The following is a 25,079-nucleotide window of genomic DNA, read 5'->3' on the forward strand; positions in this document are numbered from 1 at the left end:
GCTCGAAGTGCGGGCGCTCTGTGAAGTCAGTGCTACTACCGACTCGAGAGCATCGAACCAGGAACCAGGAAGGCCCGTCTTAGCCCAAAGGGGGACGTTCACGCAGCGACTGTCTCGGTGGCGACGCTTGAACACCCGAGCGATGACGCTCGAGGCGCCCACCCCAGCACCGGACGCTGCAGGGGCTCACCGAGCGGGCAGCAGCGCACCGACGCGATATCCGGCGGGTTCTCAGGGACGCGGTTCCTCACGTCGGGTCGGGTCGGGCGCGGGGCGGTACTGATCGCTCGGATAGCCCGGGGGCGGCCCCTCGGTGATGACCGTGGTCCGCTCCTGCGCTGCGAAGGAGGCGATGACCGAGTACACCAACTGCACCAACAGCCAGGCGACGGCGAGCGCGCCGAGGAAGCGGATGACGGTGTTCTGGAAGCTCATGTCGCCGTCCATGAACGACATCAGGGACGGGATCGAGAGCACTAGGGCGATGAGGACGACGAGCCCGAAGGGGGGCCCGGACTCCTCGATGACGATCTCGAGATGCTCGTCCTGGGCGGCGCCCTTCTTGCCCTTCTTCCCCTTCTTGGGGGCCTTAGGCGGCCGTGACTTCCGCGACATTCACCACTCCCGAGGTGACGAGGGTGAGCTGCCCGCCGAGTTCGGCATAGGACAGAACGGGGGTGCGCGGCGCGGCGCTTTCCAACAACCGCCGCACCGGTAGTCGAAGTGGTGCCGCGCAGACGACAACGGGGGGATTACCGGCGGCTTCTGCTGCCTGAGCGGTACGCGCGGCCTCCATCGCGATGCGCTCCGCGACCATGGGATCCATCATCAGGAACGAGCCTGCCTCTCCCTGTCGCAGCGTTTCCAACATCCGCTGTTCCAGCAACGGGTCGAAGGTGATCACGGACAGCCGCCCGTCCACGGCGTGGCTGGCCGCGATGGCCGGGCCGAGCGCCCCACGGGCTGCTTCGACGAGCCCCTCCGGGTCCGGGCTGGCTTTGGCTCGCATCGACATGGCCTCGAAGATGCGCACCAGGTCTCGGATGCACACCCGCTCGGACAGCAACGCCTGCAGGGTGCGCTGCACATCGCCCAACGACAGCGGCGCCGGGGTGAGCTCTTCGATGACCACCGGGTGGCTCTGGCGCACCATGTCCACGAGCATCTTCACGTCTTCACGGCCCAGCAGTTGAGCAGCGTGCACCCGCACCACTTCAGCCATGTGGGTAGTGACCACCGAACTGCGGTCGACGACCGTGGAGTTGGCGAGCGCGACGTGTTCGCGCAGCTCCGCCGGAACCCATTTGGCTTCCAGCCCGAAAACCGGTTCCTGGGTCGCCATGCCCGGCAGGGAGTCCAGGTCGTCCCCGATGGCCAACACCATGCCGGCCGGGGCTTGACCGCGGGCCACCTCCACACCGTGCACTCGGATCGCGTAGTGCCTCGGCGGCAGATCCAGGTTGTCTCGGGTACGCACCAGGGGCACCACGATGCCGATCTCCTGGGCCAGTTTGCGGCGCAGCGCACGAACCCGGTCCAGCAGGTCGCCGCCGGCAGCAGCATCTACCAGGTCGATCAGGTCGTAGGCCAGTTCGAGCTCCAGCGGCTCCACGCGCATGTCCTGGGCGATCGCCAACGGCGAGTCCTTCTGCGGCTGGGTGGGCAGCTCGTCGATCTCCGGGGTGTCTTCGACCTCTTCGCCGGGCTTGGGTAGGCGCGCAGCGATGACCAGGGCCAGCGTTCCGATGAGAATGAAAGGGGCCTTGGGCAGCCCGGGGATGAGACCGAGGATGAGGATGGTCGCGCCCGCCATCTGCACGGATTGGCGTTGCCGACCGAACTGTCCGAGCAGTTCGGTACCCATGTCGTTCTCGGTGGTGGCGCGGGTGACGATCAGACCGGTCGCCACCGACAGCAGCAGCGCCGGGATCTGGCTGACCAGTCCATCACCCACGGACAACAAGCTGTAGGTGCTGATGGACTCCCCGGCGCTCATGCCGCGTTGAGCCATACCGATGACGAAGCCGCCGAGCAGGTTGATCAGCGTGATGATGACCGAGGCGATCGCGTCACCCTTGACGAACTTGGAGGCACCATCCATCGCGCCGTAGAAGTCTGCTTCGGCGGCGACTTCCTTGCGTCGCTGGCGGGCCTGGTCCTCGTCGATCAGGCCCGAGTTGAGGTCGGCGTCTACAGCCATCTGCTTACCGGGCAGGGCGTCCAAGGTGAAGCGGGCCGCGACCTCGGCCACGCGCCCGGCACCGTTGGTGATGACGGTGAACTGGATGATCATCAGGATGACGAAGATGACCAGACCGACGACGATCGAGCCGCCGACGACGAAGTCCCCGAAAGCCTCGATCACCTTTCCGGCGTAACCGTCGGTGAGCACCAACCGGGTGGAGCTGATGTTCAGCGAGAGCCGGAACAGGGTGGCCAGCAGCAGCAACGCCGGGAAGATCGAGAAGTCCAGCGGTTTGGTGACCCGCAGGCTCACCAGAAGGATCAACACCGACAGCGCGATGTTGAAGGCCAGCAGCACATCCATGACGAATGGCGGCATGGGCACGACCATCATCACGACAATGCCGATGATGGCTGCGGGGACACCGATCTGCCCGGCTAGGCTCGACTTCACTCAGGCCTCTCGAAGCTGGCGTGAACGCGCCCTGACGGGGCGAGTGACTGACGTTTCCCCATCGGCCCAGCGGTGCCCAACCTGAGAGTGGCGCACTACCACCGGAGCCGGGTATACCGCGCGGATCAGGCTGCTCGACCTGCGGTGGGTGAAGCGGGCGAACCCGGCTCGACATCGTCGTGAACAGGGTCGACGTGGATGCCCAGCGCTTCGTCGGTGAGGTCCTCGGGCAGGTTCCGTCCGTCGAAGCCGGGGTGACGAAGCGGGGAGCGGTGGGTCCCTGCGGAGCGGCCCAGACCGCCCATGCGCATGACGAAGGCGAGGACCTGAGCGATGGTGTCGTACAGCTCGAACGGGATGAAGTCGTCGATGTCGCACATCTTGTAGAGCATTCGCGCCACGATCACATCCTCGACCAGAGGGATGCCCTGGGCTTCGGCTTCCTCCCGGATGCGTTTGGCCAGGAACCCGGTGCCCTTGGCCACCACCTGCGGCGCGCCCGAACCTTTCTCATACTTCAAGGCCACCGCGATCCGGGCCGGGTTGGTCAGCACCACGGTCGAGTCCCCCACCGCCGCCATCATCCGGCGCCGCCCCATCTCGCGCTGCTTCTGGCGCCGCATGCCCTTGACCATCGGGTCACCTTCCTGCTGCTTACTCTCCTTCTTGATCTCGTCCTTGCTCATCCGCATCGACTTGCCGACTCGATGCCGTTCCATGCCGTAGTCCGCGGCCGCGATGACCAGACCGACCAGCGCGATCCGGGTGATGATCTGCATCGCCGACTTCTGCGTCACCTGGATGACCGAGGTCAGCGACCAGGTACCCGACCCTGCGATCTCGGTGATGGTGCCCGAGACGATGCCGTAGGCCACGAACCCGAATACGACGAACTTGATGAGCGTCTTGACCAGGTTCCAGGCGCCCTGCATCCCGAACATGTTCTTCAAGCCGGTGACGGGGTTCAGCTTCTTCCACTTCGGCTTGAACCGTTTGGGGTGCGGCTTGTTGCCACCTTGGATGAGCTGACCCAGCGTGCCCAGGAACATGCAGGCCAGCACCAGCGGGCCGATGGTCCACAGCAGCGACAGCATCGTCTGTTTGAACAGTGCCGTCGCCGAGGACAGGACCGGTTCGTGAATGATGCCCAGGACGGTGTGCAGGGTGCGGTCCACGAGTTTGGACAGGTTGCGCACGGTCATCGGACCGAATGCGACGAATGCCAGCACCGTCAGCCACATCGAGAGGTCTTGGGTCTTGGCGACGTTGCCTTCTTGTTTGGCCTCTTTGGCCTTTTGCGGGGTCGCCTTCTCAGTTTTGCTGGACTTGTCGTCGGCCACGGCTCACCCCCCGAGCATTCGGGTGACCGGCCCGAACTGGCGCAAGATCTGCGACAGCCCGGTGTCGATGGCGGCGGGCATGAACGCGATCGCCAAGGTGGCCAGGGAAACGGTCAGCAGGGTCTTCACCGGGAAGCTCAGCTGGAAGATGTTCAGGCTCGGCACCGCGCGGGAGACCAGACCCAAAGCCAGGTCGGTCAGGAACAGCACGGCCACGATCGGCCCGGAGATTTCCAACGCTGAGATGACCAGCCGGTCCAGGTTGCTGCCCATCGCCTGGGCTAGGCGCCCCAGGCTCATCTCACCGGCCGGCACGATCTGGAAGGAGGTGAGCAGTCCGCGCAGCAACAGCAGATGTCCTCCGGTGGCGAACAGCAAGGTCGTACCGATGAGGTAGTAGATCCGTCCGAAGATCGAGGAGTTGGTGTTGGAGACCGGGTCCAACATGGTGGCCATCGCCAACATGCTGAACAGGTCGACGAACTCACCGGCGGCCTGCACAGCAGTGAACAGCGCCAGCACAAGTACCCCGAGGGTCAGCCCGGTCAACAACTGCCAGGTGATCGCCCCGATGAAGCCCGGCAGTCCGGTGATGACGGTGTCCACGACCAGGTGCGGGAAGATCGGTAGCGCCACCGCGAAGGCGATCATCGCGCGCACGTTCAGCGGCACCGACTTGCTGCTGAAGGGCGGAGCGATGATGAGGAAGGCCAGGATGCGCACCGAGACCAAGATGAAGGTCAACAGCGGGGTCAGGCCGACGTCGATGCTCACAGCGACCTCACGGTCGCAGCAGCGTGGGCAGCGACTTGAAGAGGTTCTCGGTGAACGTCACCGCCTCGTTCATCATCCAGTTCCCGGCGAACAGCAACACCAAGGCGACGGCGATGACCTTCGGCACGAAGGTCAACGTCATCTCCTGCACCTGGGTCACGGATTGCAATAGTGAGATGGCGAACCCGATGACCAGGCTGATGATGAGGATCGGACCGGCAAGTTTGGCCCCGAGCGTCATCGCCTGAACCGCGATGTGCATGACGTCGTTGTCGCTCATGTCATCCCCCCTGCTGGTAACTGGCCACGAGGGCGGTGGTGATGAGCGACCAGCCGTCGACCATGATGAAAAGCAAAATCTTGAACGGCAGCGAGATCATCACCGGCGGCAGCATCATCATTCCCATCGACATCAGCACCGAGGCCACGACCAGGTCGATGACCAGGAACGGGATGAAGATGACGAAGCCGATGATGAACGCGCTCTTCAGTTCCGAGAGCACGAATGCGGGCAGCAGCGTGGTGAACGAGACGTCTTCGCGTCTGGCCGGCTGCGGGGACTTGCTCAGGGTGATCATCGTCTGCAGTTCTTGACGTCCGGTCTGACGCAGCATGAAGGTGCGCAGCGGCGCTTCACCACGGTCGAAGGCTTGCGTCATCGTCACCCGGCCACTCAGGTAGGGCTGGATCGCTTGGTCGTTGACGTCTTTGACGACCCCGCCCATCACGAACAGGCTGAGGAACAGGGCGATTCCGACGATCACCTGGTTAGGCGGAATGGTCGGGGTTCCCATCGCCTGACGGGTCAGGCCCAGGACGATGACGATCTTGGTGAACGAGGTCATCAGCAGCAGCAGCGCGGGGGCAACGGAGAGCACCGTCATCAACACGATGATCGTCACCGCTTGGCTGCGACCGGCGCCCTCACCATCGATCTGCACCGACACTCCGGGACCGTCCGGACTCGCAGGGCCGGAGGGCGCCGCCGGTGGCACGGGCGGACGCGGCCTGGCCGGGACCCCGACGGCAGCAGAAGCTCCGGCCGGTGCGGCAACGGCAGGAGCCGACACCGACAGCCCAGCGCCCGTGGCCGCCTGGGCCACTGTGCCCTGCGCAGTCAAGCCCAGGGTTGTGGCCAGGGTGGCGGCGGCGGCCAGCGTCCACGCGGCACGACGAAGCCGTCGCCCCGGACGGAAGCTGTGCGCCTTACCCACGGTGGCGTCCCTTCTGCCGCTCGCTCAGAGCAGCGATCACTTTGCCGACCTCGCCTTGGCGCCGCAGCACCTCGCTGAAGTCCGGGATGGACTTGGCATCGCTGAGGTCTTCCTTCACCACATCGGCAGCAGACAGCTCAGTCAGCACCCGAACGTCGGTGTCGGTCACTCCCAGGAGGAGGATCTTTTCGTTGACTTTGACGACCTGGACGGATGAGCCGCGCCCTAGCTGCCGACGGGCCAACACCTCCACCGTGACCTGCGCGGAAGGCCGTGATGGCCGGGCGCCGGTGCGGCTGGCGAGGATTCGCATGAACAGGATGAGCAGGCCCAGCACGATGACCAGCGAGACGCCCGCGCGGAGCAAGGAAACGGCCACAGAGCCGTCGGTCACGCCGTGACCCGCCCGTCGTCGTTGCGGTCCGGGCTGAGGACCTCGGAGATGCGCACCGCGAACTCCTCATCGACAACGACGACCTCGCCGTGCGCGATGAGGGTGCCGTTGACAAGTACATCCACCGGGGCCCCGGCGGCCCGGTCCAGTTCGACGATGGAGCCCGGGGTCAGACCGAGGATTTCCTGAACGGTCAGGCGCGCCCGGCCGAGTTCGACGCTGACGCCCATCACCACTTCGCGCAGCAGGTCCAGGCGGCGCGGGTCGACCGTGAAACCCATTCCGGGGTTGAACGGTTGCAGTTGCGGGGTTGGCATACCGGGCAGGTTCATCGCTTGCGCGGCGGCGGCTGCTTGGGCTGCGGCCGCCGCGGCTTCGGCAGCGTTCTGCGGCTGTCCCTGCGGCGGGTAGGGCGGGTATCCCTGCTGGGGGTACCCCTGTTGGGGATACCCCTGCTGCGGGTAACCCTGTGGGGGGTAACCCGGCTGCGGGTAGCCCGGCGGGAGGCCCTGCTGGTACTGGGCGTAGGCGGCCGGGTCGCCCTGCTGGGGCGCTGCAGGTTGGAAGCTCTCGCCTGCCGCCTGGCCGGACCCGGCTGCCTCAGCCGAGCTCTGGTCCTCCTGGGCCCCGGAATCCTCGCCGGACTCGTCCTCGTCCTCGGTCTCGGCCTCCGCCTCGTCGCTGTTGCCCTCGGCCTCGGCCTCGGCTTCGGCGATGGCGGCTGCCAACTGGGCCGCGGCGCCCTCACCGGTGGCTTCGGCGGGCATCGCCAGCAGCAGCGCCGCCAGCGTCGACTCGTGGAAGACACCGACGACCCCGGCCTCGTCGGCGTTCTCCAGCACATCGAAGGGGTCGGTCATGTGGGCCTGGCCGGCCTTGAAATCCCCCAGCCCCTCGTGCATCTGCTCCAGGGCCTCGGTCAGCGCCGTCGTCCACAGGTTGCGTGCCTCGGTGCGGTCGAAAACCTCGCCGCTCTTGTGGTCGACCAGGCCGGTGATGACCAGCACGGCCGCGCCGGTGTTGCCGGCGTTGTTCAGCACCACCTCCACAGCGAAGGCGCCACCGGGCAACGACATCGTCGTGGCCTGAATGGCATCGAGGGCTTCAACGGTGAGCGAGTCCGCCTCGGCGAAGTGCGCGGGCAGCGCGCCCGCGCCTGCGAGCAGGGCGGCGTCGAGCTCTGGCGTGGTAGGCATCAGCGTTCCTTCGCAAGGGGGCGTGCGGTCATGACGTGACGATCTGGCAGGCGAGGCGCTTGCCGTGGCTACCGGGGACGGCGGTCGCGACAGGGATGCCGTCGGCCTCCAAGGTCAACGGCTGGTTTGTGGGGTGGTGCAGCGGCAGGACGTCGCCCACCTCGAGATCGAGGATGTCCCGCGAGGGCAACGCGATCGGCGCGAACGCCACCCGCACCTCAACTGGCACCTCGTGCATGCGTTCCTTGAGGCTCTCCGCGGCTTCGGCCTTGGCGCCGGAGAGCTCGATCTCGGGTTTGGCGTGTACCGAATCCAGCACCGGAGCGATGGTCTCCACCGGGATGCACAACGTGGACCGGGCTGTCTGGTCGCCGAGCTTGATCTCGAACTCGGCGACGATCATCGCGTCCGAGGGCGGAGCCAACTGCAGGAACTGCGGGTCGGACTCCATCGACTGCACTTCGCCCTTGACCCCACCCAGGCTCTCGAAGGCGTACCGCAGCTCCCACACCATCTGTTTGACGAGGCTGCGGATCAGGCCGCTCTCGATCTCGGACAGGGCACGGCTGGGCTGTTTGCTGGTGCCAGGCCCACCCAACAGGCGGTCGATGACACTCATCACGAGGTCCATGGGGAGCTGAAAAACCCCATCGCCCTCTAGCGGTGCGAAGTTCAGTATGGCGAGCAGCGACGGGTTCGGCACCCGCCCGATGTACTCGTCATACGTCGTTTGCACGACGTCTTCGAGGTTGGCGTGGGCGACGATGCGCAGCGTGGTCGACAAGATCGTCGCCATCTGTCGGGCGAAGGTCTCGGTGGCCATCTGCAAGGCACGAAGCTGCTCGCGACTGAACCGGCTCGGGCTCCTGAAGTCATAGAGCTGCGGTTCGGCGTTCACAAGACCTCACATCGACCGAAAACCACTGTTCCTGAGTGCGACCGGGTTCTCTTGCGGCCTGCTACCACCATCAATGCGCCCTTCCTTGCTGGCTGTTCGCCTCTGCTGCGAGCTGGGCATGTCCTCAACGGCGCCCTTGCCGCGACCGGTGCGCCGGCAGCTGCCGTTGCCCCAGAACGTGGGGGTGAAGCGCCGGCCGCTCGGCCCGGCACGACGCCGAGGGCCGTACTCCCGGTTGCTGAGCGCTAGGCGCAGCGGGCACGTGACCGCCTGCCCGGGAGTGCAGCCCTCGACGTCGGTGAACGGGTGCGAGGCGAATGGGTGTGGATCTCGGGTGGTTACTGCATGACGAACTCGGTGAAGTACACCTTCAACACGTCGCCGTGATAGCGCTCGGAGACTTCCTTGCTCAGCGTCTTCTGAGCGGATTCGCGCTTGGCGGGGTCGAGCAGGTCTTCCTTGGTGTATTTGCCCAACACCAGGATCGTGGCGTCGCGGGCTTTGGAGACGTCGAAAGTCTTCAGCGCCTCCTCACCGCCGGCGGCTTCGGTGGCGGCCTCGCTCAACTGCAAGCTCAGCCTCGTCTTCAAGAACGAGCCGTCCGCCAGGTTGAGCGTCATGTCGTCTTCCATCGCGTACACCGCGCCGTAGGTGGTGGCCGGGTCTTCCTTGGCCTCGTCATCACCTTTGAACAGCGTCATGAAGATCAGCGCAGCAGCAACCAGGGTCACAACGACGGCGGCAGCGATGATGATGATGAGTTTCTTCTTGCCACCCTTGGCGGCGGGTGCCTCAGCCTCGGCAGTAGCAGTCATGGCGTTCTCCTTGGAAGGGGTCTTAGGGGGTGGCCGCCGCAGGAACGCCTGCGGCCGGGCCGGTCGGGACGGCAATGGCAGGAGCTGCCGGGCCGGCGGTGGCTCCGGGCGGGGTGTCGCTGACGGTGGGCAGGACCACGACCGCTACGCGGCGGTTACGGGCGCGCCCGGCGGTGCTCTTGTTGCTGGTCAGCGGCCGCTGGTCGGCATAGCCGGCAGCGGAGACGCGGGAGGCGGGAACACCGGCGCGCAACAGGTGCTGCAGCACGGTGGTCGCGCGGGCCGTGGACAGTTCCCAGTTGGAGCGGTACTGCCCGGAGATCGGCACGTTGTCGGTGTGGCCTTCAACGGTGATCACGTTGGGCAGCCCCTTCACGGTCGGGGCGATGATGTCCAACACCTCGCCACCGGCCGGTCGCAGGTCGGCCATGCCGATGTCGAACAGCACCTTGTCGGTGACGATGTTCACGACCAGGCCGCGCTCGTTCAGTTGGAACTCGACAGCGTCTTTCAGGCCCTTGGCGTTCAGTTGCGCCTGAATCTGCTGGCGCACCTTCTCCATCTGGGCCTTCTCCCGGGCGGCCGCGCTGGAGCGGGCCTTCTCCCGAGCCAACGCCGCGGCGGCCCCGGCCGGGTCCCGATCGAGGATGTCGTCGGTTGTGTCCGGAACTGCCTCCTTGGATTCACGCGGGTCCGGCGGCGGCGCGGGCGGCTGACCCTCCAGGATGCCGTCGGAGCCGCTGAGGGCTTGGCTGCCTTCGCCGAAGGACTGCGCCGCGCCTTGACTGAACTCCTCGAACTTCTTCTGGTCGACCTGGCTGATGGCGAACATGACGATGAACAGCGCCAACAGCAAGGTGAGCATGTCGGCGTAGCTGAGCATCCAACGTTCGTGGTTGGCGTGTGCTTCGGCCTCGGGGATCTTCTTCTTGCGGGCCATCAGGCGGCCTTGGCCTCGTCGGTCTTGGCCTTCTTACCGTTGTCCGGCAGGGAGGAACGAAGCTTCTGCTCCACCATGCGCGGGGAGGTGCCGGCCTGTACCGCCAGGACCCCTTCGAGGATCATCTCCATGTTCTTGACCTCAAGGCCGGAGAGCCGCTTGAGCTTGGTGGACATCGGCAGCCACACGGCGTTGGCGATGAGCACACCCCACAGGGTGGCCACGAACGCGGAGGCGATCATGTGCCCGAGGGCAGCGACGTCTTCCAGGTTCCCCAGGGCGTGGATCAGACCCATGATGGCGCCGACGACGCCGATGGTCGGGGCGTAACCGCCCATGGCTTCGAAGAAGCCGACGGCGACCTTGTCCGCGTCTTTCTTGGCGTCGATCCGCATCTCCAACAGTTCGGCGATCTCGTCGGCGTCGGTGCCGTCGACGGTCATCTGGATGCCCTCTTTGAGCATGGGGTCGTCGATCTCTTTGGCCATGTCTTCCAGTGCGAGCAGACCTTCGCGGCGGGCCCGGTCAGCCATCTTGACGATGACGTCGACCAGGTCGGAACCGTCGGGAGCTTTGCCGGTGAAGGCTTTCTTACCGCCTTTGAGGGCGGTGGCCAGGTCGGCTTTCATCAGGCCGGCGGCGCCGGCCCCGAAGGTGCCGACGAAGATCAGGACCAGCGCGGGGATGTTCAGCAGGTGGGCGGGGCTGGAGCCTTCGATCAGCATCGTCACGATGACGGCGACGAAGACCAGCACCACCATCATGGCGGTTAACGGATCCATGTCAGTTCTCCGGGCTGGATACGGAGTGCAGGCGCACGGGAGGCACCGGCTCGGGCTGGGGGTGTGCCGAGGCGATCAGGACTGCGGCCCGAAAGCGGCAAACCTGCTCGACAATGCAGTCGACAGATTCCGCGACGACGTAGTGAGTTCCGCTCACCAGGGTGATCACGGTGTCAGGGGTCGCCTCAACGCGCTCTATCAAATCTGGGTTCAGCGCGAACGTCGTGCCGTTGCGGCGTGTGACGGTGATCATCAATTTCCCATCCGTGGCGGGGGTGGCAGTCCGGCCGCTCCATGGCCGTTCCTCGGCCGTTCCTCGGCCTGCGAACTCCTATCGACCGCATGGCGCCCGAGTGAAGCCCGGGCTAGGGGCTGACCTGCCCTGATGTGTCTGTGTGGCAGCCTTTTCGGGGCTCGCCGCAGCGACTCAGAAGTCGTGAAAAAGCAACGAGCCCACCCGGGCTGGGGCCATTTGCATAGTTGGCACCGAACCCGGATGGGCCGTCGCGTGGAATAGGGGCAGATCAACGAACCTGGTTAACCGATTCGGTGAGTTCGTCCATCGTCATCAATAGTTTGGAGCTGGCCTGGAATCCGCGCTGCGCCATGATGAGGTTCGAAAGTTCTTTACCCATGTCGACATTGCTCGTCTCCACGACGCCGGAGAAGAGCTGTCCGAGCCCGTTACGGCCCGCCTGGCCTTCCTGGGCGGCACCGGAGGCCGTCGTGGCCTGGAATTCGGTGTTGCCGACGCGCAGCAGGCCGGCTTGGTTCTCGAACCGGGCGAGTTTGATCGTGCCCAGCACCCGGGAACCGCTGCCGTTGCTCATCACAAGCTCGCCGCGTTGGTTGATGCCCAAGGTCGGGGGGCCGCTGACTCCGGGCGGAACCCGCACCGGCTGGTTGTCGCTGCCCAGCACTGCTTTGCCGTCGCCGGCACGCAGCACACCGTCAGCCGAGAGCGTGAACGCCCCGTTACGGGTGTAGACGGGGCCGTTCTGGCCCTGCAGGACGAAGTAGCCTTCGCCGCCGATGGCCAGGTCGGTGACCTGGTTGGTCATTTTGAAGGCGCCCTGGTGGAACTCCCCCTCGATCCCGCGCAGGGACACACCCAAACCGAGCATCGCCGGGTTGACGGCGCCGTTCGGTTGCGGCATCGGGGTGATGTCGTGCCCGCGAGCCACCTGGGACAGGGTGTCCTCGAACATCGAGCGGGACGCCTTGAAGCCGTCGGAGTTGACGTTGGCGATGTTGTTGGCGGTGACGTCGATGTAGGTCTGGTGCTGGCGCAATCCGTGGATCGCAGAGTCCGCAGCGCGGAACATGGGGGATCTCCCTCAGGTGGCAGGAACAACGCGGGACCGGCACCCCGCCGCGATGGTGGGGCGAGGTGCCGGTCAAGGCGCGGGAAGCTTCGGCGCCGGTGTAGCCACCGACGCACGCGCTCACCCAAGCGCAGCAGCGCTACGGCTCAGCGCTTCATGTTGATGAGGTCCTGCAAGACCTCATCGGAGGCCGTGATGACCTTGGAGTTCGCTTGGAAACCACGCTGAGCCATGATGAGGTTGGTGAACTCGCCAGCCAGATCGACGTTGGACAACTCCAACGTGCCGGCGGTGACGAAGCCCATGCCGTTGTCCTTGTCGTTGGGCTGGGCCAGAACCGGCTCGCCGGAGTTCAGCGTCTGGCGGAACATCGTGCCGCCGACGCGGTCCAGGCCCTGCGGGTTGTTGAACTTCGCCAGGATGAGTGGCTCGCCGATCTGCGTCAGGGTTCCGGTGGTGTCCCCGACTGCGACACCACTGATGACACCGTTCGGTGCGATCTGGAAGGACTGCCATTGCTCGGCGGAAATCTGGATCTTGTTCTGGCCGCTGGCACCACCCATCACGTAGCTACCGTCACCGGTGACCAGGTAGCCGTCCGCGTCGAGGCTGAAAGCGCCGTTACGGGTATAGAACTTCTCGCCACCCTTGTCGATGACGAAGAAGCCGTCACCTTGGATCGCCAGGTCGGTGGGCACGTTGGTGACCTGCAGCCCGCCCTGGGTGAAGTTGCCGGTGATCTGCCCGAGGCGCACACCCAGGCCGACCTGGGCGGGGTTCATACCGCCGACGCCGTTGTCTGCGTTGGGTCCGGAGGCGTTGCGGACGACCTGGGAGAGGCTGTCCTCGAAGACTGCCCGGGTGTATTTGTAGCCGTGGGTGTTTACGTTGGCGATGTTGTTACCGGTGACGTCAAGGTAGATCTGGTGGTTGCGAAGACCGGAGACGGCCGACCACATAGAGCGGATCATGAAAAAGTCCTCCTTCTCGAACGCAGGGGGTTCGAGGTATCAGGCGGTGGGGCCGGTCGTGCCGGTTCCAGTGGCAGTGCCATCCGTGGCAGGGGCTCCGGCTGTGGAGCCGGAGGTGTCCGTATCGCCGGCGGAGGGAGCCGGGGCGGGGGTTGTCGGTGCAGGAGCAGGTGTGGTGCCGGTAGCCGGACCCGGCTCCGTAGGTGCAGGCGCCGGTGCTGGTGCGGGGGCGCTGGCAGGCGCCTTGACCGACTTCACCGAACCGAGCGGCACGCTCGTGCCACCCACGATGAGAATCGGCCCGGACTCGTCGAACTTGACTGTTTCCACGACTCCATCGAGCGTCTGACTCGCATCGGCCGGGTTGGCGAAAGAGATGTTCGCCCCGATCAGGCCGACAGCAGCCGACATTCGCTGCTCGACGCGTTGAGTGGCGTAGTAAGCCATGAGGTCGTTGTTGCTGGCCGTCAACTTCTCTGCGGCTTTGGCCATCGACTCTGCAGAGGTCGTCATCTCGTTGACGCGCTCCAGCATCGCCATAGAGGCGGTCTGCTGCATCATCGCGGTGGTGTCGGCCGGCTTGGAAGGATCTTGGTAGCGCATCTGCGCCACGAGGAGCTTCATGAAGTCGTCGGCGTCCAGCGCCTGACCGTGTTTGCGGTTGATCGTCTTGGCCAGCTCGTTGGCCTCCGGTGGCGCGGCGGATGCCCAGGTACCGGTCGCCGGGTCCCAGGTGGCTTTGGCCATCGGGATCCGATAGGAGCTGCCGTCGGGCTGTTTGATGGTGACGTATTGCGGGCTGGTGGTGCCCGTCGTGGCGCCGGCTGGGGCCGGGCCCGTGGGTTGCACGGTCATGGTCTCTCCTCAGATGCGAACGTCAAGGGCGCCGTCATCGGACGGGCCGTGCTGAATCGCCTGTTCGGTGGTCTCGACAAGCTCGCCCGCGTCGAAGCCGGTGTCGGCTGCCGCGCCGCGGCGCTCGTCCTCGGTCGGGGCTTCGAAGCTCTCCCACGGGTTCTGCCCGTCCGCGCCACCGGCATCGACGTCGAGCGAGCCGGACTTCAGGCCCATCTCGGAGAGCTGCTGGCGCAGTTGGTCAAGGTTGTCCCGGAGCATGTCCCGGGCGCCGCCCTCGGCGGCGAGCATGTGGATCGAGACCTCGCCGCCGCGCATCTCCACCTGCACGCGCACCCGACCCAGTCCAGCCGGATCCAGGTGCAGCGCAATCTGGTAGCTGCCGTCGGCGCCGCGCAAAAGCGGACCCACGGCCTGCATGACCTGCGAATGCGGCGGTAGCGCCGCGTGCGCGGGAGCACCCGGTAGGGGTGCCGGCGCGGCAACCGGCGCGAAGGTTGCCTGGGTGGCTACCCGCTCGGCCCCACTGACGGGCGTGTTCTGCCCGGCTTGGCTCTGGGCGGCCTGGCTCTGCGCGGTTGGGCTGTCACCGGTTGCGCGGGGCAGCTCGAAACCTGCTCGTTCAAGCGGTGCAGCCTCCGGCGACGCCATCGCTGCAACACCCGGGTCGCGGCGCTGCGGGTCGGGGTCGTCGGCGGTGCTGGCCTGGCTCTGTGCGCCTAGCCCGGCGCGTCCGACCTGCGGCACGCTCACCGCCGGTTCGATATCGGTTTCGATCTCGGGCGGGTCTTCGCCCGTCCCGATCGGGGCGGGCGTGGCGCTGGGTGCCCTCAGGGCCGGGATCTCACTACCACCGGCACCCGTCGCTAAGGTCGGCAGGCCGGCGCCGACGGCGGTTGCCGCCGCTGGGGGTGCTGCGCCAGGACTCGGTAGCGGCCCCGGCGCCAGGTCAGGGGCGACCTCAGTCTCGACAGCGGCGGCCGGGACCCCGCTCGCAGCAGCGCTGACGGCACGCTCAGCCGCCGGGCCGACTGCGGCCGCACCCACCGCACTGATCGGACCGGTCGTCGCGCTCGCCGCGACGGCCGCAGACGGCGTCATCGTCGGCGCAGGGCTGACCCCGGCGGACGAACGCGCGACGTCAGCAGCACCTCCAACGGCTGGGGCCTCGGCTGGGGTTGGGCCCGTGGCGGCGGCGACCGGCAACTCGGGGCGCGAGGCCGCGAGGTTGCTGTCCACAGCCGGGGCGTGCGCCGTTGTCGCCTGGGTGGCGGCGGTGGCCCCGAGTACGCCGGCCGGCATGCTGCCCTGGCCGGTTTGGGTGGCGGGACCTGGCACCGGGGTGGCGGCGGCGGGACTGGCGGCGGCCGTTGGGCTGGCCGGGCTGGCTGGGCTGGCGGCGCCAGCCTGAGCCGGGACCCCGTCTCCGGCCAATCGTGTTGCTGCCTGGGCCGTTTCCAGCTCCGTGGCAAGGGGGATCTCGGGACCGAGCCCGGTGGGTGCGCCGGTGGCAGGGCCGCCAGCGGCGGCATGGGGCGCGGAGTCCGCGTTGGGCTTGTTGGCAGCGGCAAGCATCTCGGCGGCCACTGCGTTAGCGGCAGGTGTAGCCGCAGCGGCAGTCACCGGCCCCGCACCGGTGGATAACGACGCAGCTTGCGCGCCGCTGGTTACGGCGCCGGCTACCTGGGCAGCTTCAGCCGACCCGGCGACTGCGGCGCCGGTCTGTGCCGTGTTCGCCGGCGTGCCGAAGGAGATGTCTACCGTGCTCGGCACTGCGAACAGCGCCTCGACCCCGCCTGGAGTCGATGTTGCCCCCTGGGCCGCAGCGGCGTCCGCAGCGTTGCCGTTGGAAACGGGGAAGCTCGCCGCGACGCTGTCCAGGGTCTCGGCGGCGTCGAGCGCGACGGCCTGCGTAGCGAGCGCGGCCTCACGCAGGGCCGCCGGAGTCAGCACGCTGCACCCAGCGGGCAACACCTGGGCGTAGTAACTCGCGCGCTCCCCCGCCAGGCTGCCCGCCGACGAAACCTCGTGCGATGCCCCACCGGCGCTTTCGCCAGCCGCCTGTCCGCCCGCAGCTGCGTGCTCACTGCGCGGGGGGTTGGCGTTGTCCTTGACTATGGGGCCGAAACTGTTGCGGGCGTTGGCGCGGGCGCCTTCGGCTTGCTTGCTGCCCAGCGCGGCATCCAGGGCGTCATCGAAGCGAGCACCGCCGGAGTCCCGTTCGGCGGCTGCCGAACGCGAGGACAATCCTGCGGCGACCCTCTTGATTGAGGTGATGATCTCGCTCATGCCGCGCTCCCTGAGATGTTCGCCATGATCCTGCGGACGTAGTTCTGGGTCTCGCGGTAAGGCGGCACCCCGTCGTACTTGCGTACCGCACCGGCCCCGGCGTTGTAGGCCGCCAATGCGAGCTCGGTCGAACCGAAGGAACGCAGGTGGGAGCGCAGCAGACGCGCCGCGCCGTCAACGGCCTGGGCCGGGTTGAAGGCATCGGTGACCCCGAGCCCGCGCGCCGTCCCCGGCATCAACTGCATGAGGCCGCGCGCCCCAGCGTGGCTGACGGCGGTGGCTTTGAAGTTGCTCTCCTGCTTGGCCACAGCCGCCAACAGGTTGGCCGGGACGCCGTACTTGCGTTCAGCCGCCACGAACAGTTCCCGGTACCGCTCGGGGGCGGCCGCCAACGCCGACCCGCCGGTCAAGGTGGTTGCCGGGCTCGGGGCCGAGACCGGGCCGACGCCGGCCACGGCCGCAGCGATGCTGGGGCTGGGGCTGGGGCTGGGGCTGGGGCTGCCAGCTTCGCCCAAACCGCCCAGACCCCCGGCTGCATCCGGCATGTGCGCGATGGCGCTGGCCACCGCGGCGTCCCAGGTGTCCGGAGCGGGGGCGCCGTCCCCGGTGCTCACCGCCGGCGACAAAGCCGCCGAACGCAGCGCCGAGGCCAGGGTCATCGTCGAGGTTTGCGCAGCGGGGTCGGTGGGGCCACCGGCCGGGTTAGGCGTGGCGGTGTCGGCCACCGAGGCGGACAGGGCTTGGGCCAGGTTGGCGACCTTGGCCGCGGACTGAACGGTGCGGGTCGCTGCCGCGTCCTTGGCAGTCCCGGTAAGCGCCTCGGCTGCCGCCGCATCGGGCAGCACCCGCCGGATCGCGGTGAGGTTCTTGTGGATCTTGCTGATTTTGACGACGTCGCCGGTGCGGGGGGCGTGGATCATCTTGCCGTCCCCGACATAGATCCCGATGTGGTGCACCGGGCTGCCGAAGGCGACCAGATCACCGGGGCGGGCCTGGGCGATGGAGTCGACCTTGGCGCCGGCCCGGGCCTGATCCCGGGCGACCCGCGGCAGGGAGATCCCGTGCTGCTTCATCACCAATTGGACGAACCCCGAACAGTCCAGACCGACGGAGGGGTTCGTGCCGCCCCACTTGTACGGGATACCCAGGTACTTCTTCGCGGTGGCCAACACCCCATCGACGCCGGCGTTGGCGCCCCCGTCGGAGGCAGTCGGACTTGCAACTGCCTGCGAGGGCGCCGGGGGCGTACTCACCGGTGCTGCTGCCGGGATCTTCTGCTCGAAAGCGGAAGCCACCGGCGCGCGGGAGGCCGCCGCCTTGGGGTGCTTCGCGCTGGCTTCGGACTGCGCCCGGTCCATCGCTGCGCCGAAAGAGGAGGGGGAGGACGTGTCTTTCGGTCCTGCGGCCGCCGTGGCAGTAGCGGCCGCAGGGGTGCCGAAGAGCGATTGGATCTGCGCGACGCGTGCTTGCGCGCCGGCGATCCCACTAACATCCACGCTCATCGACGTCCCTTCTTTCGTCTTGTCGCACTCTCTTCGGCTGCCCGCTGGTCGACGGTGAGCATTTCCGCGAACCGCTCCTCACGGGCTCGCTCGACCAACCGCTCCAGCCCTTGGGTGCGCATCGATGCCGTCCGCACATCCCCTCTGGCCTGCACCGTTGTCTCCTGGGCGTCTTCGAGGCACTGCCGGGCCAGGGTCACCGAGGAAGCTGCCGCCTGGGCCACGGCGTGGTGGCGTTGGAATCCCGACAGGTCTGTCTCAGCATCTGGCGGCCGGACGACCTTGGGGTACTCCTGCACGCGAGTGCTGAGCACCGTTTGCGCGGCCCGCTGGGCGGCGTTGGCCTCCGCGAGCGCGGCCTTGGCCTTGTCCTCCTCGATTCGGCGGACACGCAACAGGGTGTCGTAGGGGGTGATGAACTTGGCCATCAGCCACTCTGCGCGATCTGGTGCAACGCTTCCCAGCTCTGATCTGCAGGGGTGAGGTCCTCCATGTCTTGCTTGAGGAACTCATCGATCTGCGGCGACTGCTCCAGAGCGCGGTCGACCTGAGGGTTGCTGCCCTTGACGTAGGCCCCGATGTCGATGAGGTCTTTAGCGTCGCGGCGGGCGGCCATCAGGCCCCGGATGAGGGTGGCGTCGGCGCGCTGGTCGCGGGTGGTGATCGCCTTGGTGGTACGGGAGATGGACTCCAACACGTCGATGGCGGGGAAATGCCCTGCGGTGGCGAGCTTTCGCGACAGCACGATGTGCCCGTCCAGGATGGAACGGACATTGTCAGCGATCGGGTCGTTCAGGTCGTCACCGTCGACGAGCACCGTGTACAGCCCGGTGATGGAGCCGGTCTTGGCCATGCCGGCGCGTTCGAGCAGTCGCGGCATGAGGCCGAAGACGCTCGGCGGGTAACCGCGCGTGGCCGGCGGTTCACCGGCGGCCAGGCCCACCTCGCGCTGGGCCATCGCCACCCGGGTCACCGAGTCCATACACAGCACGACGTCGGTTCCTTGGTCGCGGAACCATTCGGCGATCCGGGTGGCGGTGAACGCCGCCCGCAGACGCACCAGCGATGGTTCATCGGAGGTGGCCACGACGACGACCGAGCGCTTCAGCCCCTCCGGGCCGAGGTCACCTTCGACGAATTCGCGGACCTCACGGCCACGTTCACCAACCAGCGCCAACACCGAGATCGGGGCTTCGGTGCCACGCACGATCATCGACAACAAGCTGGACTTACCCACACCGGAGCCGGCGAAGATGCCCAACCGTTGACCGCGGCCGCACGGGATCATCGTGTCGATGGCCCGCACCCCCAACGGCATCGGAGTAGAAATGCGATCGCGTTCCATCGCGGCGGGCGGGATACCGTCGGTGCCGGTCAGGGTGACGTTGTTCAGCGGCGGCCCGCCATCGATCGGGCGCCCCAACGCGTCGACGACCCGCCCCAACAGCCCCATCCCCACCGGAACCTGCAGCGGGGCACCGGTGGCCAGGACGGGGTTCCCGGCGCGGACCCCGCGCAGGTCGGACACGGGCATGCAGGACGCGTAACCGTCATGCAGCGCGACGACTTCGGCCATGATCGGGCCGTTGTCGCCGATGATCCGCACGGCTTCACCCACCCCAAGCTGCAGACCGGCGATCTCGATCGAGAGACCGACGGCGCTGACCACCTTGCCGCTGGAGGAAGGTTTGGCGGCCAGCTTCATCTGTTCCAGGACGGCCCTCACTGGTTCAACACCGCACGTACCCGCTCGATGGCACCGTTCAACGTCGCATCGACCTCGAGGTTGTCGGCTTCGGCCACGGCGTCGCCAGGTGAGAGCGAGGAGTCGGCCAGCACCCGGGCCACGGTCCAGTCCGTCACCTGTCCGCTGATCTCCTCGACATAGGCCAGGTCGTCCGGGTGCAGGCGCAGCGTCACGCTGGCCCGGCGCGGGACCTGCTGCAACGCCCGCATCACCGCATCGCGGGCGGCGCAGTCGCGCACCTGTAGGTGGTGCCCGACGAGTTCCTCAGCGACCTCCACCCCGACGGTGGCCACCAGGTCACGCAGTTCCTCCATCGCGGGCGCTTGATAATCCAAGGCGACCGCGATCGCGTCCTCCACCGAGGTCAACAAGTGAATGAGGCGCTCCTTGCGGGCTGCCCGTTCGGCCGCGTCCTGTTCCACGAGTTCGCGCTGTTGCGCCGCGAGCAGGTCCAGCCCCTCTTGGCGCCCAGCTTCGAACCCTTCAGCGCGACCCTGCGCGTAGCCGGCTTTGCGTGCTTCCTCCCGGGCCGCTTCGACGAGTTCGGCCAGGTAGGGGTCGACCAGTCGCGGATCGGCCACGCCGGGCGCCACGTACTCGGTGGACGCCAGGTCGGCGTTCAGACGTGCCGCCCGCAACCCCTCGTGGGTGAAGGTGTCGTCTCGACGGATGACGTAGCCGGGGCGGATCGAGGTGTGCCCCCGCCCGCGCTCGCGCTCACGCGACGAATTCATCGCCACCACCGCGCGACACGACGATTTCGCCGGCCTCTTCCAAGGTGCGGATCTGACGGATGACGACAGCCTGGGACTCCTCGACCTGCTTAAGGCGCACCGGGCCCAAGATGCTGATCTCGTCTGCCAGCGACAGCGCAGCCCGCTCAGACATGTTGCGGGTGATCTTCTCGCGCACATCCTCCCGGACGCCCTTGAGCGCCACCGCCAGGTCCTTGGATTCGACCTTGCGCAGCACGACCTGAACGGCACGGTCTTCCAGGCCGACGATGTCCTCGAACATGAACATGTGCGCCCGGACCTCTTCGGCCAGTTCGAGATCTCGCTTTTCCAAGCCCTCCAGGATGAGCCGTTCGGTGGTGCGGTCGGACTGGTTGATGATGTCGACCAGCGGTTTCACACCGCCGACCTTGGTGGAGTCCGAGGCCTGCACCAGGGTGGACAGACGCCGTTCCAGGTGCGCTTCGACCTGCTTGACGATCTCAGGCGCGGTGCGGTCCATGATGGCCAGCCGGTGGGCGACCTCGGCCTGCACGTCCGGGGCCAGCCCCGACAGGATGATCGCGGCCTGCTCGCTCTGCATGTGGGCCAGCACCAGGGTGATGGTCTGCGGGTGCTCGTCCTGCAGGTAGGACAACACCAGTTTGGCGTCGACGCGGCGCAGGAACTCGAACGGCATCTCCACCAGAGAGGCCGTCAGGCGGTCCATGACCTCCTGGGCGCGTTCCTTACCCATCGTGGCGACGAGGATCTCCTCGGCGAAGCCCACCCCGCCCTGGACGTAGTACTGGCGGGCTTTCGCCAGTTGCCGGAACTCTTCCAAGACGTCGTCGAGGACCTCGACGTCGATGTCCTCAATACGGGCGATCTCGGCGGTCAACGCCTCGACCTCATGATCAGGCAGCGTCTTCAGGATCGTCGCTGAGGTGTCACGGCCGAGCTGCACGAGGAGGATGGCGGCCTTACGAAGGCCGGAGAGCTGGGTTGCGACGGTGGTCATGGTCTACTTCCTGTCCGAGATCCAACCGCGCAGCAACCGGGCCACCTCGTCGGGGCTCTCCTCCACGAGGGCGGAGATCTCCTCTCGAGCGTTGGCGCGAGCCTCTGACTGCGGGTCCACCGGGATGGCTTCGAGGACGGGCAGTTCGTCGTCCTCCAGGGCGTACTCCGCCGGCGATGGCGGCAGTTCGGCCATCGACCCGCCCGGGCGACCAGGCGTCTCCGGCTGCCCCATCGAGGGCAGTTCACCGAGTTCGATGGTCTTGGTCTGGGTCTTGCGGCTCTTGCGGAAACCGATGAGCAGGGCCAACAGCAGCAGCAGGGCCAGGCCGATGTTCTTGGCCAGTTCGATGAGCTCGTCCTGCTTCTTCTGCTCCTCCAGCGCCTTCGCCTTGGCTTCGGCTTCTTGCGCCGCGGCCCGGTCGAAGGGGATCTTGCTCACGGCGATGACGTCCCCACGGGTGGTGTCGATACCGGCGGCGGCAGCGACGATGGTCTGCACCTGGGCCTCGGTCACAGCTCGCGCTTTGGTGGCGTCGAGCATGACGGCCACGTTGAGGCGCTGCAGACGGCCGGGCGCCTGTTCGGTGACGGTCTGGCGGGTGCCGACGGGGTTGGTCACCCGCGTCGTCGCCTTCTCGTAGTCCTGGTTGCTCTGGCCGGAGTTGGCGTTGGGGACGGTGATGTTGTCCGGTCCCAGGACGCCACCGACGGGAGTCTGCCCGGAGCCCTTGAGCGTCTCGTTCGAGGAGTCCTCCTGCACCGGCACCGCACCCTGCTGGGCGGGGATGTACTCGTTGGTCTTGACCTGGGTGTTGTCGAAGTTCAGGTCGGCCTGCACGGTGACGGTGGAGTTACCCACGCCTACCGCCTTGTCGAGCATGGCCTGGATCTTCTGGCTGGCGGCGGCGGAGATCGTCTGCGCCTGCGCCACGCGGGCGTCGTTGACGCTGCTGGCGGCACCGGCCATACCCGAGGCCGACAGCAACTTGCCGGTGTTGTCGGTGACGGTCACCTGGTTGGCGGCCAGCTTGGGGACCGAGGAGCTGACCAGGTGAACGATGGCTTCGACCTGCCCGGCGCTGACGCTCTGGCTGGGTTTGGTCGCCACCAGCACCGACGCGGTCGTGGGCGCCTGCTCGGCGGTGAAGACCTCTTCCTCGGGCAGCGCGAGCTGCACCGTGGCCTCCTGGATGGGATCCATCTTCTCGATGGCCTTCTTCAGCTCACCCTCGGTGGCGCGCTTGGCCGTCATCTTCTGCTGGAAATCCGAGGAGGCGATGCCTTCGTTGTCGAGCAGGTTGTAGCCCTGGCTGTCTTTGCTGCCGGCTGGCAGCCCCTCCCCGGCCAGGTCGATACGGGCCTGGTCGACCTCGGGGCGCGGAACCAACACCGTGGAGCCGGCGTCGGCGAGTTCGTACTGGGTGCCGCGCTCGGTGAGCTTGGCGGTGATGGCACCGGCGTCGGAGCTGGACAGGTTCGTGAACAGCGGCGCCATGGTGGGGCGGCTGGCCCACTGGACGAAGACGATGCCGCCGATGATCGCGACGATGATCGCGATGATCGTGACGGCACGCTGCCCGGCGGTGAACCCGCTGAACGAGGACTTGGTCTTGGTGACGAAGGACTTGACCTTGTTGTTCACAGTTGCATCCGGATGATGTCGTTGAAGGCGCCGACGGCCTTGTCACGCACGGACACCGCTAGCTGGGTGGCCAGGGCCGCCTCGTTGGCCGCAATGGTGTACTCGTGAATGTCCTTCAAGTCTCCGGTCACGGCCTTGACGGCGAGCTGGTCGCTGCGCGCGTTCATGGCGGCCAGGTCGCCCAATTTGCCGGCGATCGCGGAACCGAAGGAGCTGTCGAAGCCCGCTGCGGATCGGCCCCCCTGCTCGGCGAAGACCCCGTTCTGGGTGGCTACGCCGGGAGTGGCTGCACCGACCGGGGCGACTCCGAACGCACTCTGGGCAGCTCCCGGGTTGTTCGCAGGGGCGGCGGCGCCGCTGGCGGCCGCGATCTGCTGGGCGAGGATCTGCCCGAAGGTCGCCCCGTTGCTGGCGGCCTCACCGAGGTCGACCGGCGTGCGCGGCGGAGTGGCGGAGACCCCATAGGCGGGGTTGATGCCGAAGCCGGGGGTGACTCCGAAGTTCGGCATGCCGGGGATGGGTGCGATGCTCACTTACCGATTCCGATCGCTGCTTCGTAGGTGGCCTTCGCGCGTTCCACGACGGCGAGGTTCGACTGGTAGGCGCGCTGCGCCATCATCATTTGGGCCATCTGATCGCCCATGTTGATGTCGGGGACGCGCACCTGCCCGCGCGCGTCAGCCAAGGGGTGGTCAGGCATGTCGATCACGCGGCCCTCAGGGTTACCCCACACGTTCCCGGCGACGTAGGCGCCGGCCGGTTTGCCGTAGTCGGCGGCGCGAGCCACGACGTAGCGGGCCTGGAAGGCGGCCTCGTCGGTGCGGCTGACGTTGTTCATGTTGGTGATGTTGTCGCTGACCGCGTCGAGCCACTTGCGGTTGGTCGTCAGCCCCGATGAGGAGATGTTCATGGCGTCGAAGATGCTCATCGCGATCAGGCCCCAGATCCGGTGATTGCGGTGCGCAGGCTCTTGAACTTGTTCGTCATCGCCAACGACGCCAACTGCGTGGCCAGCACCGTTTCGTGCCCGGCCACGGACTCTTCGTCAAGGTTGACGTTGCTGCCGTTGGTGCGCGTCGGCTCCAGGGAGCGGGCGGTGGCCAGGTTCGCGGTGCGCGGGTCGATGCCGTCGGCCAGCGCGGACTTCAGCGAACTCTCGAAGTCGACTTTGCCCGCGAGGAACCCAGGCGTGTCGACGTTGGCCATGTTGTCGGCGATGGTGCGTTGCCGCATCGAGAGCCCGGTCAGGGCTTGCGACAAGGCTCGCATCGTGACGTCACCGATGAGATCCGGCATGAGGATGTCTCCCTCTTGGGGGCGGGGTGAGAGCGACGGTGGCAGCCGTCGCCGGAGGTGGCCTGTTCTCCATGTCGACCTACGGCCATCCGTGGCCACCTTCTTGATCGACCGTCAGGGCAGCTCACTGAGCGTTGCGCGGCCGGGAATACTGGCGGCGACACCCGCAGCAGAAGCGTCCTGACCTGCTCAAATGCGTGAATTCGTACCATTTGCAACCGGGTTGCAGCAACTGCGGGGCTCGCCGCCGCGCAGGGGAGATGGTCAAGTTTTCAACGACTATTTCCCCGGGTCTGCGGTACCTGCAGCTGGCGAACCCCTCCGGGTCGGTTCTCGCCGGCTGTGAGCTGGGGCCCACCCCGCGAGCGGTTGGGAGGTCCTCCATCGGAGTCACCTGTTCGCTCTGGACATCAGCGACCCCAGACAGCCCTCGCTGCTGCGCTCTCGACGCCAATTCCGAACAACGGCAGGCCGATACCGGCCCACAACCGCAGCCCGCTCCCCGTGATGTCGCCCAATCTGCGCCCCGAGAGGCCCATGATGAAAAAACCGCCGTTCTGCTGTGCGCGCGACAGCCTTGATCGGTGCTGCGGTAGCAGCGCCGACCGCTGCCCGGGCCTCGCAGTCGCGGCGGTCGACGGTGTACACAAAACGCGCACGGCACGCACGACCGGCCGGGCCTGGTCCATCGACGGCCCCTCCGGCCTGTCAGATCCTTGCTGCGA

General features: G+C 67.0%; 26 protein-coding genes. All 26 read right to left on the reverse strand.

Going from position 1 to position 25,079, the window contains the following annotated elements; genetic code table 11:
- Nucleotides 1-231: 231 nt before the first annotated feature.
- The gene (locus tag G9V96_RS07045) at nucleotides 232-615 is read right to left on the reverse strand and encodes a hypothetical protein (RefSeq protein ID WP_168582401.1); all 384 of its coding nucleotides are present in this window, start codon (nucleotides 613-615) and stop codon (nucleotides 232-234) included.
- Entirely contained in the window at nucleotides 590-2,638 is a 2,049-nt protein-coding gene (gene flhA, locus G9V96_RS07050; protein WP_168582402.1) for a flagellar biosynthesis protein FlhA, read from the reverse strand. Before flhA ends, G9V96_RS07045 begins: the two co-directional genes overlap by 26 nt.
- A 125-nt stretch (nucleotides 2,639-2,763) precedes the next feature.
- Nucleotides 2,764-3,978 (reverse strand): EscU/YscU/HrcU family type III secretion system export apparatus switch protein, encoded by a 1,215-nt coding sequence (locus tag G9V96_RS07055; RefSeq protein ID WP_168582403.1) that lies wholly within the window; start codon nucleotides 3,976-3,978, stop codon nucleotides 2,764-2,766.
- Nucleotides 3,979-3,981: 3 nt separating this feature from the next.
- The gene (locus G9V96_RS07060; RefSeq protein ID WP_168582404.1) at nucleotides 3,982-4,752 is read right to left on the reverse strand and encodes a flagellar biosynthetic protein FliR; all 771 of its coding nucleotides are present in this window, start codon (nucleotides 4,750-4,752) and stop codon (nucleotides 3,982-3,984) included.
- 7 nt (nucleotides 4,753-4,759) lie between these two features.
- The gene (gene fliQ / locus G9V96_RS07065) at nucleotides 4,760-5,032 is read right to left on the reverse strand and encodes a flagellar biosynthesis protein FliQ (RefSeq protein WP_168582405.1); all 273 of its coding nucleotides are present in this window, start codon (nucleotides 5,030-5,032) and stop codon (nucleotides 4,760-4,762) included.
- 1 nt (nucleotide 5,033) lies between these two features.
- Nucleotides 5,034-5,873: a flagellar type III secretion system pore protein FliP gene (gene fliP, locus G9V96_RS15120; protein WP_168583890.1), complete on the reverse strand. Its 840-nt coding sequence runs from the start codon at nucleotides 5,871-5,873 to the stop codon at nucleotides 5,034-5,036.
- 85 nt (nucleotides 5,874-5,958) lie between these two features.
- Nucleotides 5,959-6,360 carry a flagellar biosynthetic protein FliO gene (locus G9V96_RS07075; protein WP_168582406.1) on the reverse strand — a complete coding sequence of 134 codons (402 nt, stop codon included), beginning with the start codon at nucleotides 6,358-6,360 and terminating at the stop codon, nucleotides 5,959-5,961.
- Complete coding sequence (gene fliN, locus G9V96_RS07080) at nucleotides 6,357-7,556, reverse strand: flagellar motor switch protein FliN (protein ID WP_168582407.1); 1,200 nt, start codon at nucleotides 7,554-7,556, stop codon at nucleotides 6,357-6,359. The genes G9V96_RS07075 and fliN overlap by 4 nt, the downstream gene beginning before the upstream one ends.
- A 28-nt stretch (nucleotides 7,557-7,584) precedes the next feature.
- The gene (gene fliM / locus G9V96_RS07085) at nucleotides 7,585-8,454 is read right to left on the reverse strand and encodes a flagellar motor switch protein FliM (protein WP_168582408.1); all 870 of its coding nucleotides are present in this window, start codon (nucleotides 8,452-8,454) and stop codon (nucleotides 7,585-7,587) included.
- A gap of 338 nt (nucleotides 8,455-8,792) precedes the next feature.
- Nucleotides 8,793-9,269: a flagellar basal body-associated FliL family protein gene (locus G9V96_RS07090; RefSeq protein ID WP_168582409.1), complete on the reverse strand. Its 477-nt coding sequence runs from the start codon at nucleotides 9,267-9,269 to the stop codon at nucleotides 8,793-8,795.
- Nucleotides 9,270-9,291: 22 nt separating this feature from the next.
- The gene (locus G9V96_RS07095; protein ID WP_168582410.1) at nucleotides 9,292-10,209 is read right to left on the reverse strand and encodes an OmpA/MotB family protein; all 918 of its coding nucleotides are present in this window, start codon (nucleotides 10,207-10,209) and stop codon (nucleotides 9,292-9,294) included.
- Nucleotides 10,209-10,991 carry a motility protein A gene (locus G9V96_RS07100; RefSeq protein ID WP_168582411.1) on the reverse strand — a complete coding sequence of 261 codons (783 nt, stop codon included), beginning with the start codon at nucleotides 10,989-10,991 and terminating at the stop codon, nucleotides 10,209-10,211. Before G9V96_RS07100 ends, G9V96_RS07095 begins: the two co-directional genes overlap by 1 nt.
- Nucleotide 10,992: 1 nt before the next feature.
- A complete protein-coding gene (locus tag G9V96_RS07105; RefSeq protein WP_168582412.1) occupies nucleotides 10,993-11,244 on the reverse strand; it encodes a flagellar FlbD family protein in 252 nt (83 codons plus the stop codon).
- 271 nt (nucleotides 11,245-11,515) lie between these two features.
- Nucleotides 11,516-12,316, reverse strand: coding sequence for a flagellar hook-basal body protein (locus G9V96_RS07110; protein WP_168582413.1), 801 nt, complete (start codon nucleotides 12,314-12,316; stop codon nucleotides 11,516-11,518).
- A 146-nt stretch (nucleotides 12,317-12,462) separates the two neighbouring features.
- Nucleotides 12,463-13,287 carry a flagellar hook-basal body complex protein gene (locus G9V96_RS07115; protein ID WP_168582414.1) on the reverse strand — a complete coding sequence of 275 codons (825 nt, stop codon included), beginning with the start codon at nucleotides 13,285-13,287 and terminating at the stop codon, nucleotides 12,463-12,465.
- 39 nt (nucleotides 13,288-13,326) lie between these two features.
- On the reverse strand, nucleotides 13,327-14,142 hold the full coding sequence (locus G9V96_RS07120) for a flagellar hook capping FlgD N-terminal domain-containing protein (RefSeq protein ID WP_168582415.1): 816 nt from the start codon (nucleotides 14,140-14,142) through the stop codon (nucleotides 13,327-13,329).
- A gap of 9 nt (nucleotides 14,143-14,151) precedes the next feature.
- Complete coding sequence (locus tag G9V96_RS07125; RefSeq protein ID WP_168582416.1) at nucleotides 14,152-16,431, reverse strand: flagellar hook-length control protein FliK; 2,280 nt, start codon at nucleotides 16,429-16,431, stop codon at nucleotides 14,152-14,154.
- On the reverse strand, nucleotides 16,428-17,933 hold the full coding sequence (locus G9V96_RS14965; protein ID WP_210424482.1) for a transglycosylase SLT domain-containing protein: 1,506 nt from the start codon (nucleotides 17,931-17,933) through the stop codon (nucleotides 16,428-16,430). Before G9V96_RS14965 ends, G9V96_RS07125 begins: the two co-directional genes overlap by 4 nt.
- A complete protein-coding gene (locus G9V96_RS07140; protein WP_168582417.1) occupies nucleotides 17,930-18,361 on the reverse strand; it encodes a hypothetical protein in 432 nt (143 codons plus the stop codon). The genes G9V96_RS14965 and G9V96_RS07140 overlap by 4 nt, the downstream gene beginning before the upstream one ends.
- A complete protein-coding gene (locus tag G9V96_RS07145; protein WP_168583892.1) occupies nucleotides 18,361-19,638 on the reverse strand; it encodes a FliI/YscN family ATPase in 1,278 nt (425 codons plus the stop codon). Before G9V96_RS07145 ends, G9V96_RS07140 begins: the two co-directional genes overlap by 1 nt.
- A 17-nt stretch (nucleotides 19,639-19,655) precedes the next feature.
- Entirely contained in the window at nucleotides 19,656-20,414 is a 759-nt protein-coding gene (locus tag G9V96_RS07150; RefSeq protein WP_168582418.1) for a FliH/SctL family protein, read from the reverse strand.
- Nucleotides 20,398-21,414 (reverse strand): flagellar motor switch protein FliG, encoded by a 1,017-nt coding sequence (gene fliG / locus G9V96_RS07155; RefSeq protein ID WP_168582419.1) that lies wholly within the window; start codon nucleotides 21,412-21,414, stop codon nucleotides 20,398-20,400. The genes G9V96_RS07150 and fliG overlap by 17 nt, the downstream gene beginning before the upstream one ends.
- Nucleotides 21,415-21,417: 3 nt before the next feature.
- Nucleotides 21,418-23,058, reverse strand: coding sequence for a flagellar basal-body MS-ring/collar protein FliF (fliF, locus tag G9V96_RS07160; RefSeq protein WP_168582420.1), 1,641 nt, complete (start codon nucleotides 23,056-23,058; stop codon nucleotides 21,418-21,420).
- Entirely contained in the window at nucleotides 23,055-23,591 is a 537-nt protein-coding gene (locus G9V96_RS07165; RefSeq protein WP_226913566.1) for a flagellar hook-basal body complex protein FliE, read from the reverse strand. The genes fliF and G9V96_RS07165 overlap by 4 nt, the downstream gene beginning before the upstream one ends.
- A complete protein-coding gene (locus G9V96_RS07170) occupies nucleotides 23,588-23,986 on the reverse strand; it encodes a flagellar basal body rod protein FlgC (protein ID WP_168582421.1) in 399 nt (132 codons plus the stop codon). The genes G9V96_RS07165 and G9V96_RS07170 overlap by 4 nt, the downstream gene beginning before the upstream one ends.
- A gap of 5 nt (nucleotides 23,987-23,991) precedes the next feature.
- The gene (locus G9V96_RS07175) at nucleotides 23,992-24,354 is read right to left on the reverse strand and encodes a flagellar basal body rod protein FlgB (protein WP_168582422.1); all 363 of its coding nucleotides are present in this window, start codon (nucleotides 24,352-24,354) and stop codon (nucleotides 23,992-23,994) included.
- Between the last annotated feature and the right edge of the window lie 725 nt (nucleotides 24,355-25,079).

Origin of the sequence: Gephyromycinifex aptenodytis (assembly GCF_012277275.1) — a bacterium.
In the GTDB taxonomy this organism is placed as follows: Bacteria; Actinomycetota; Actinomycetes; order Actinomycetales; family Dermatophilaceae; genus Gephyromycinifex; species Gephyromycinifex aptenodytis.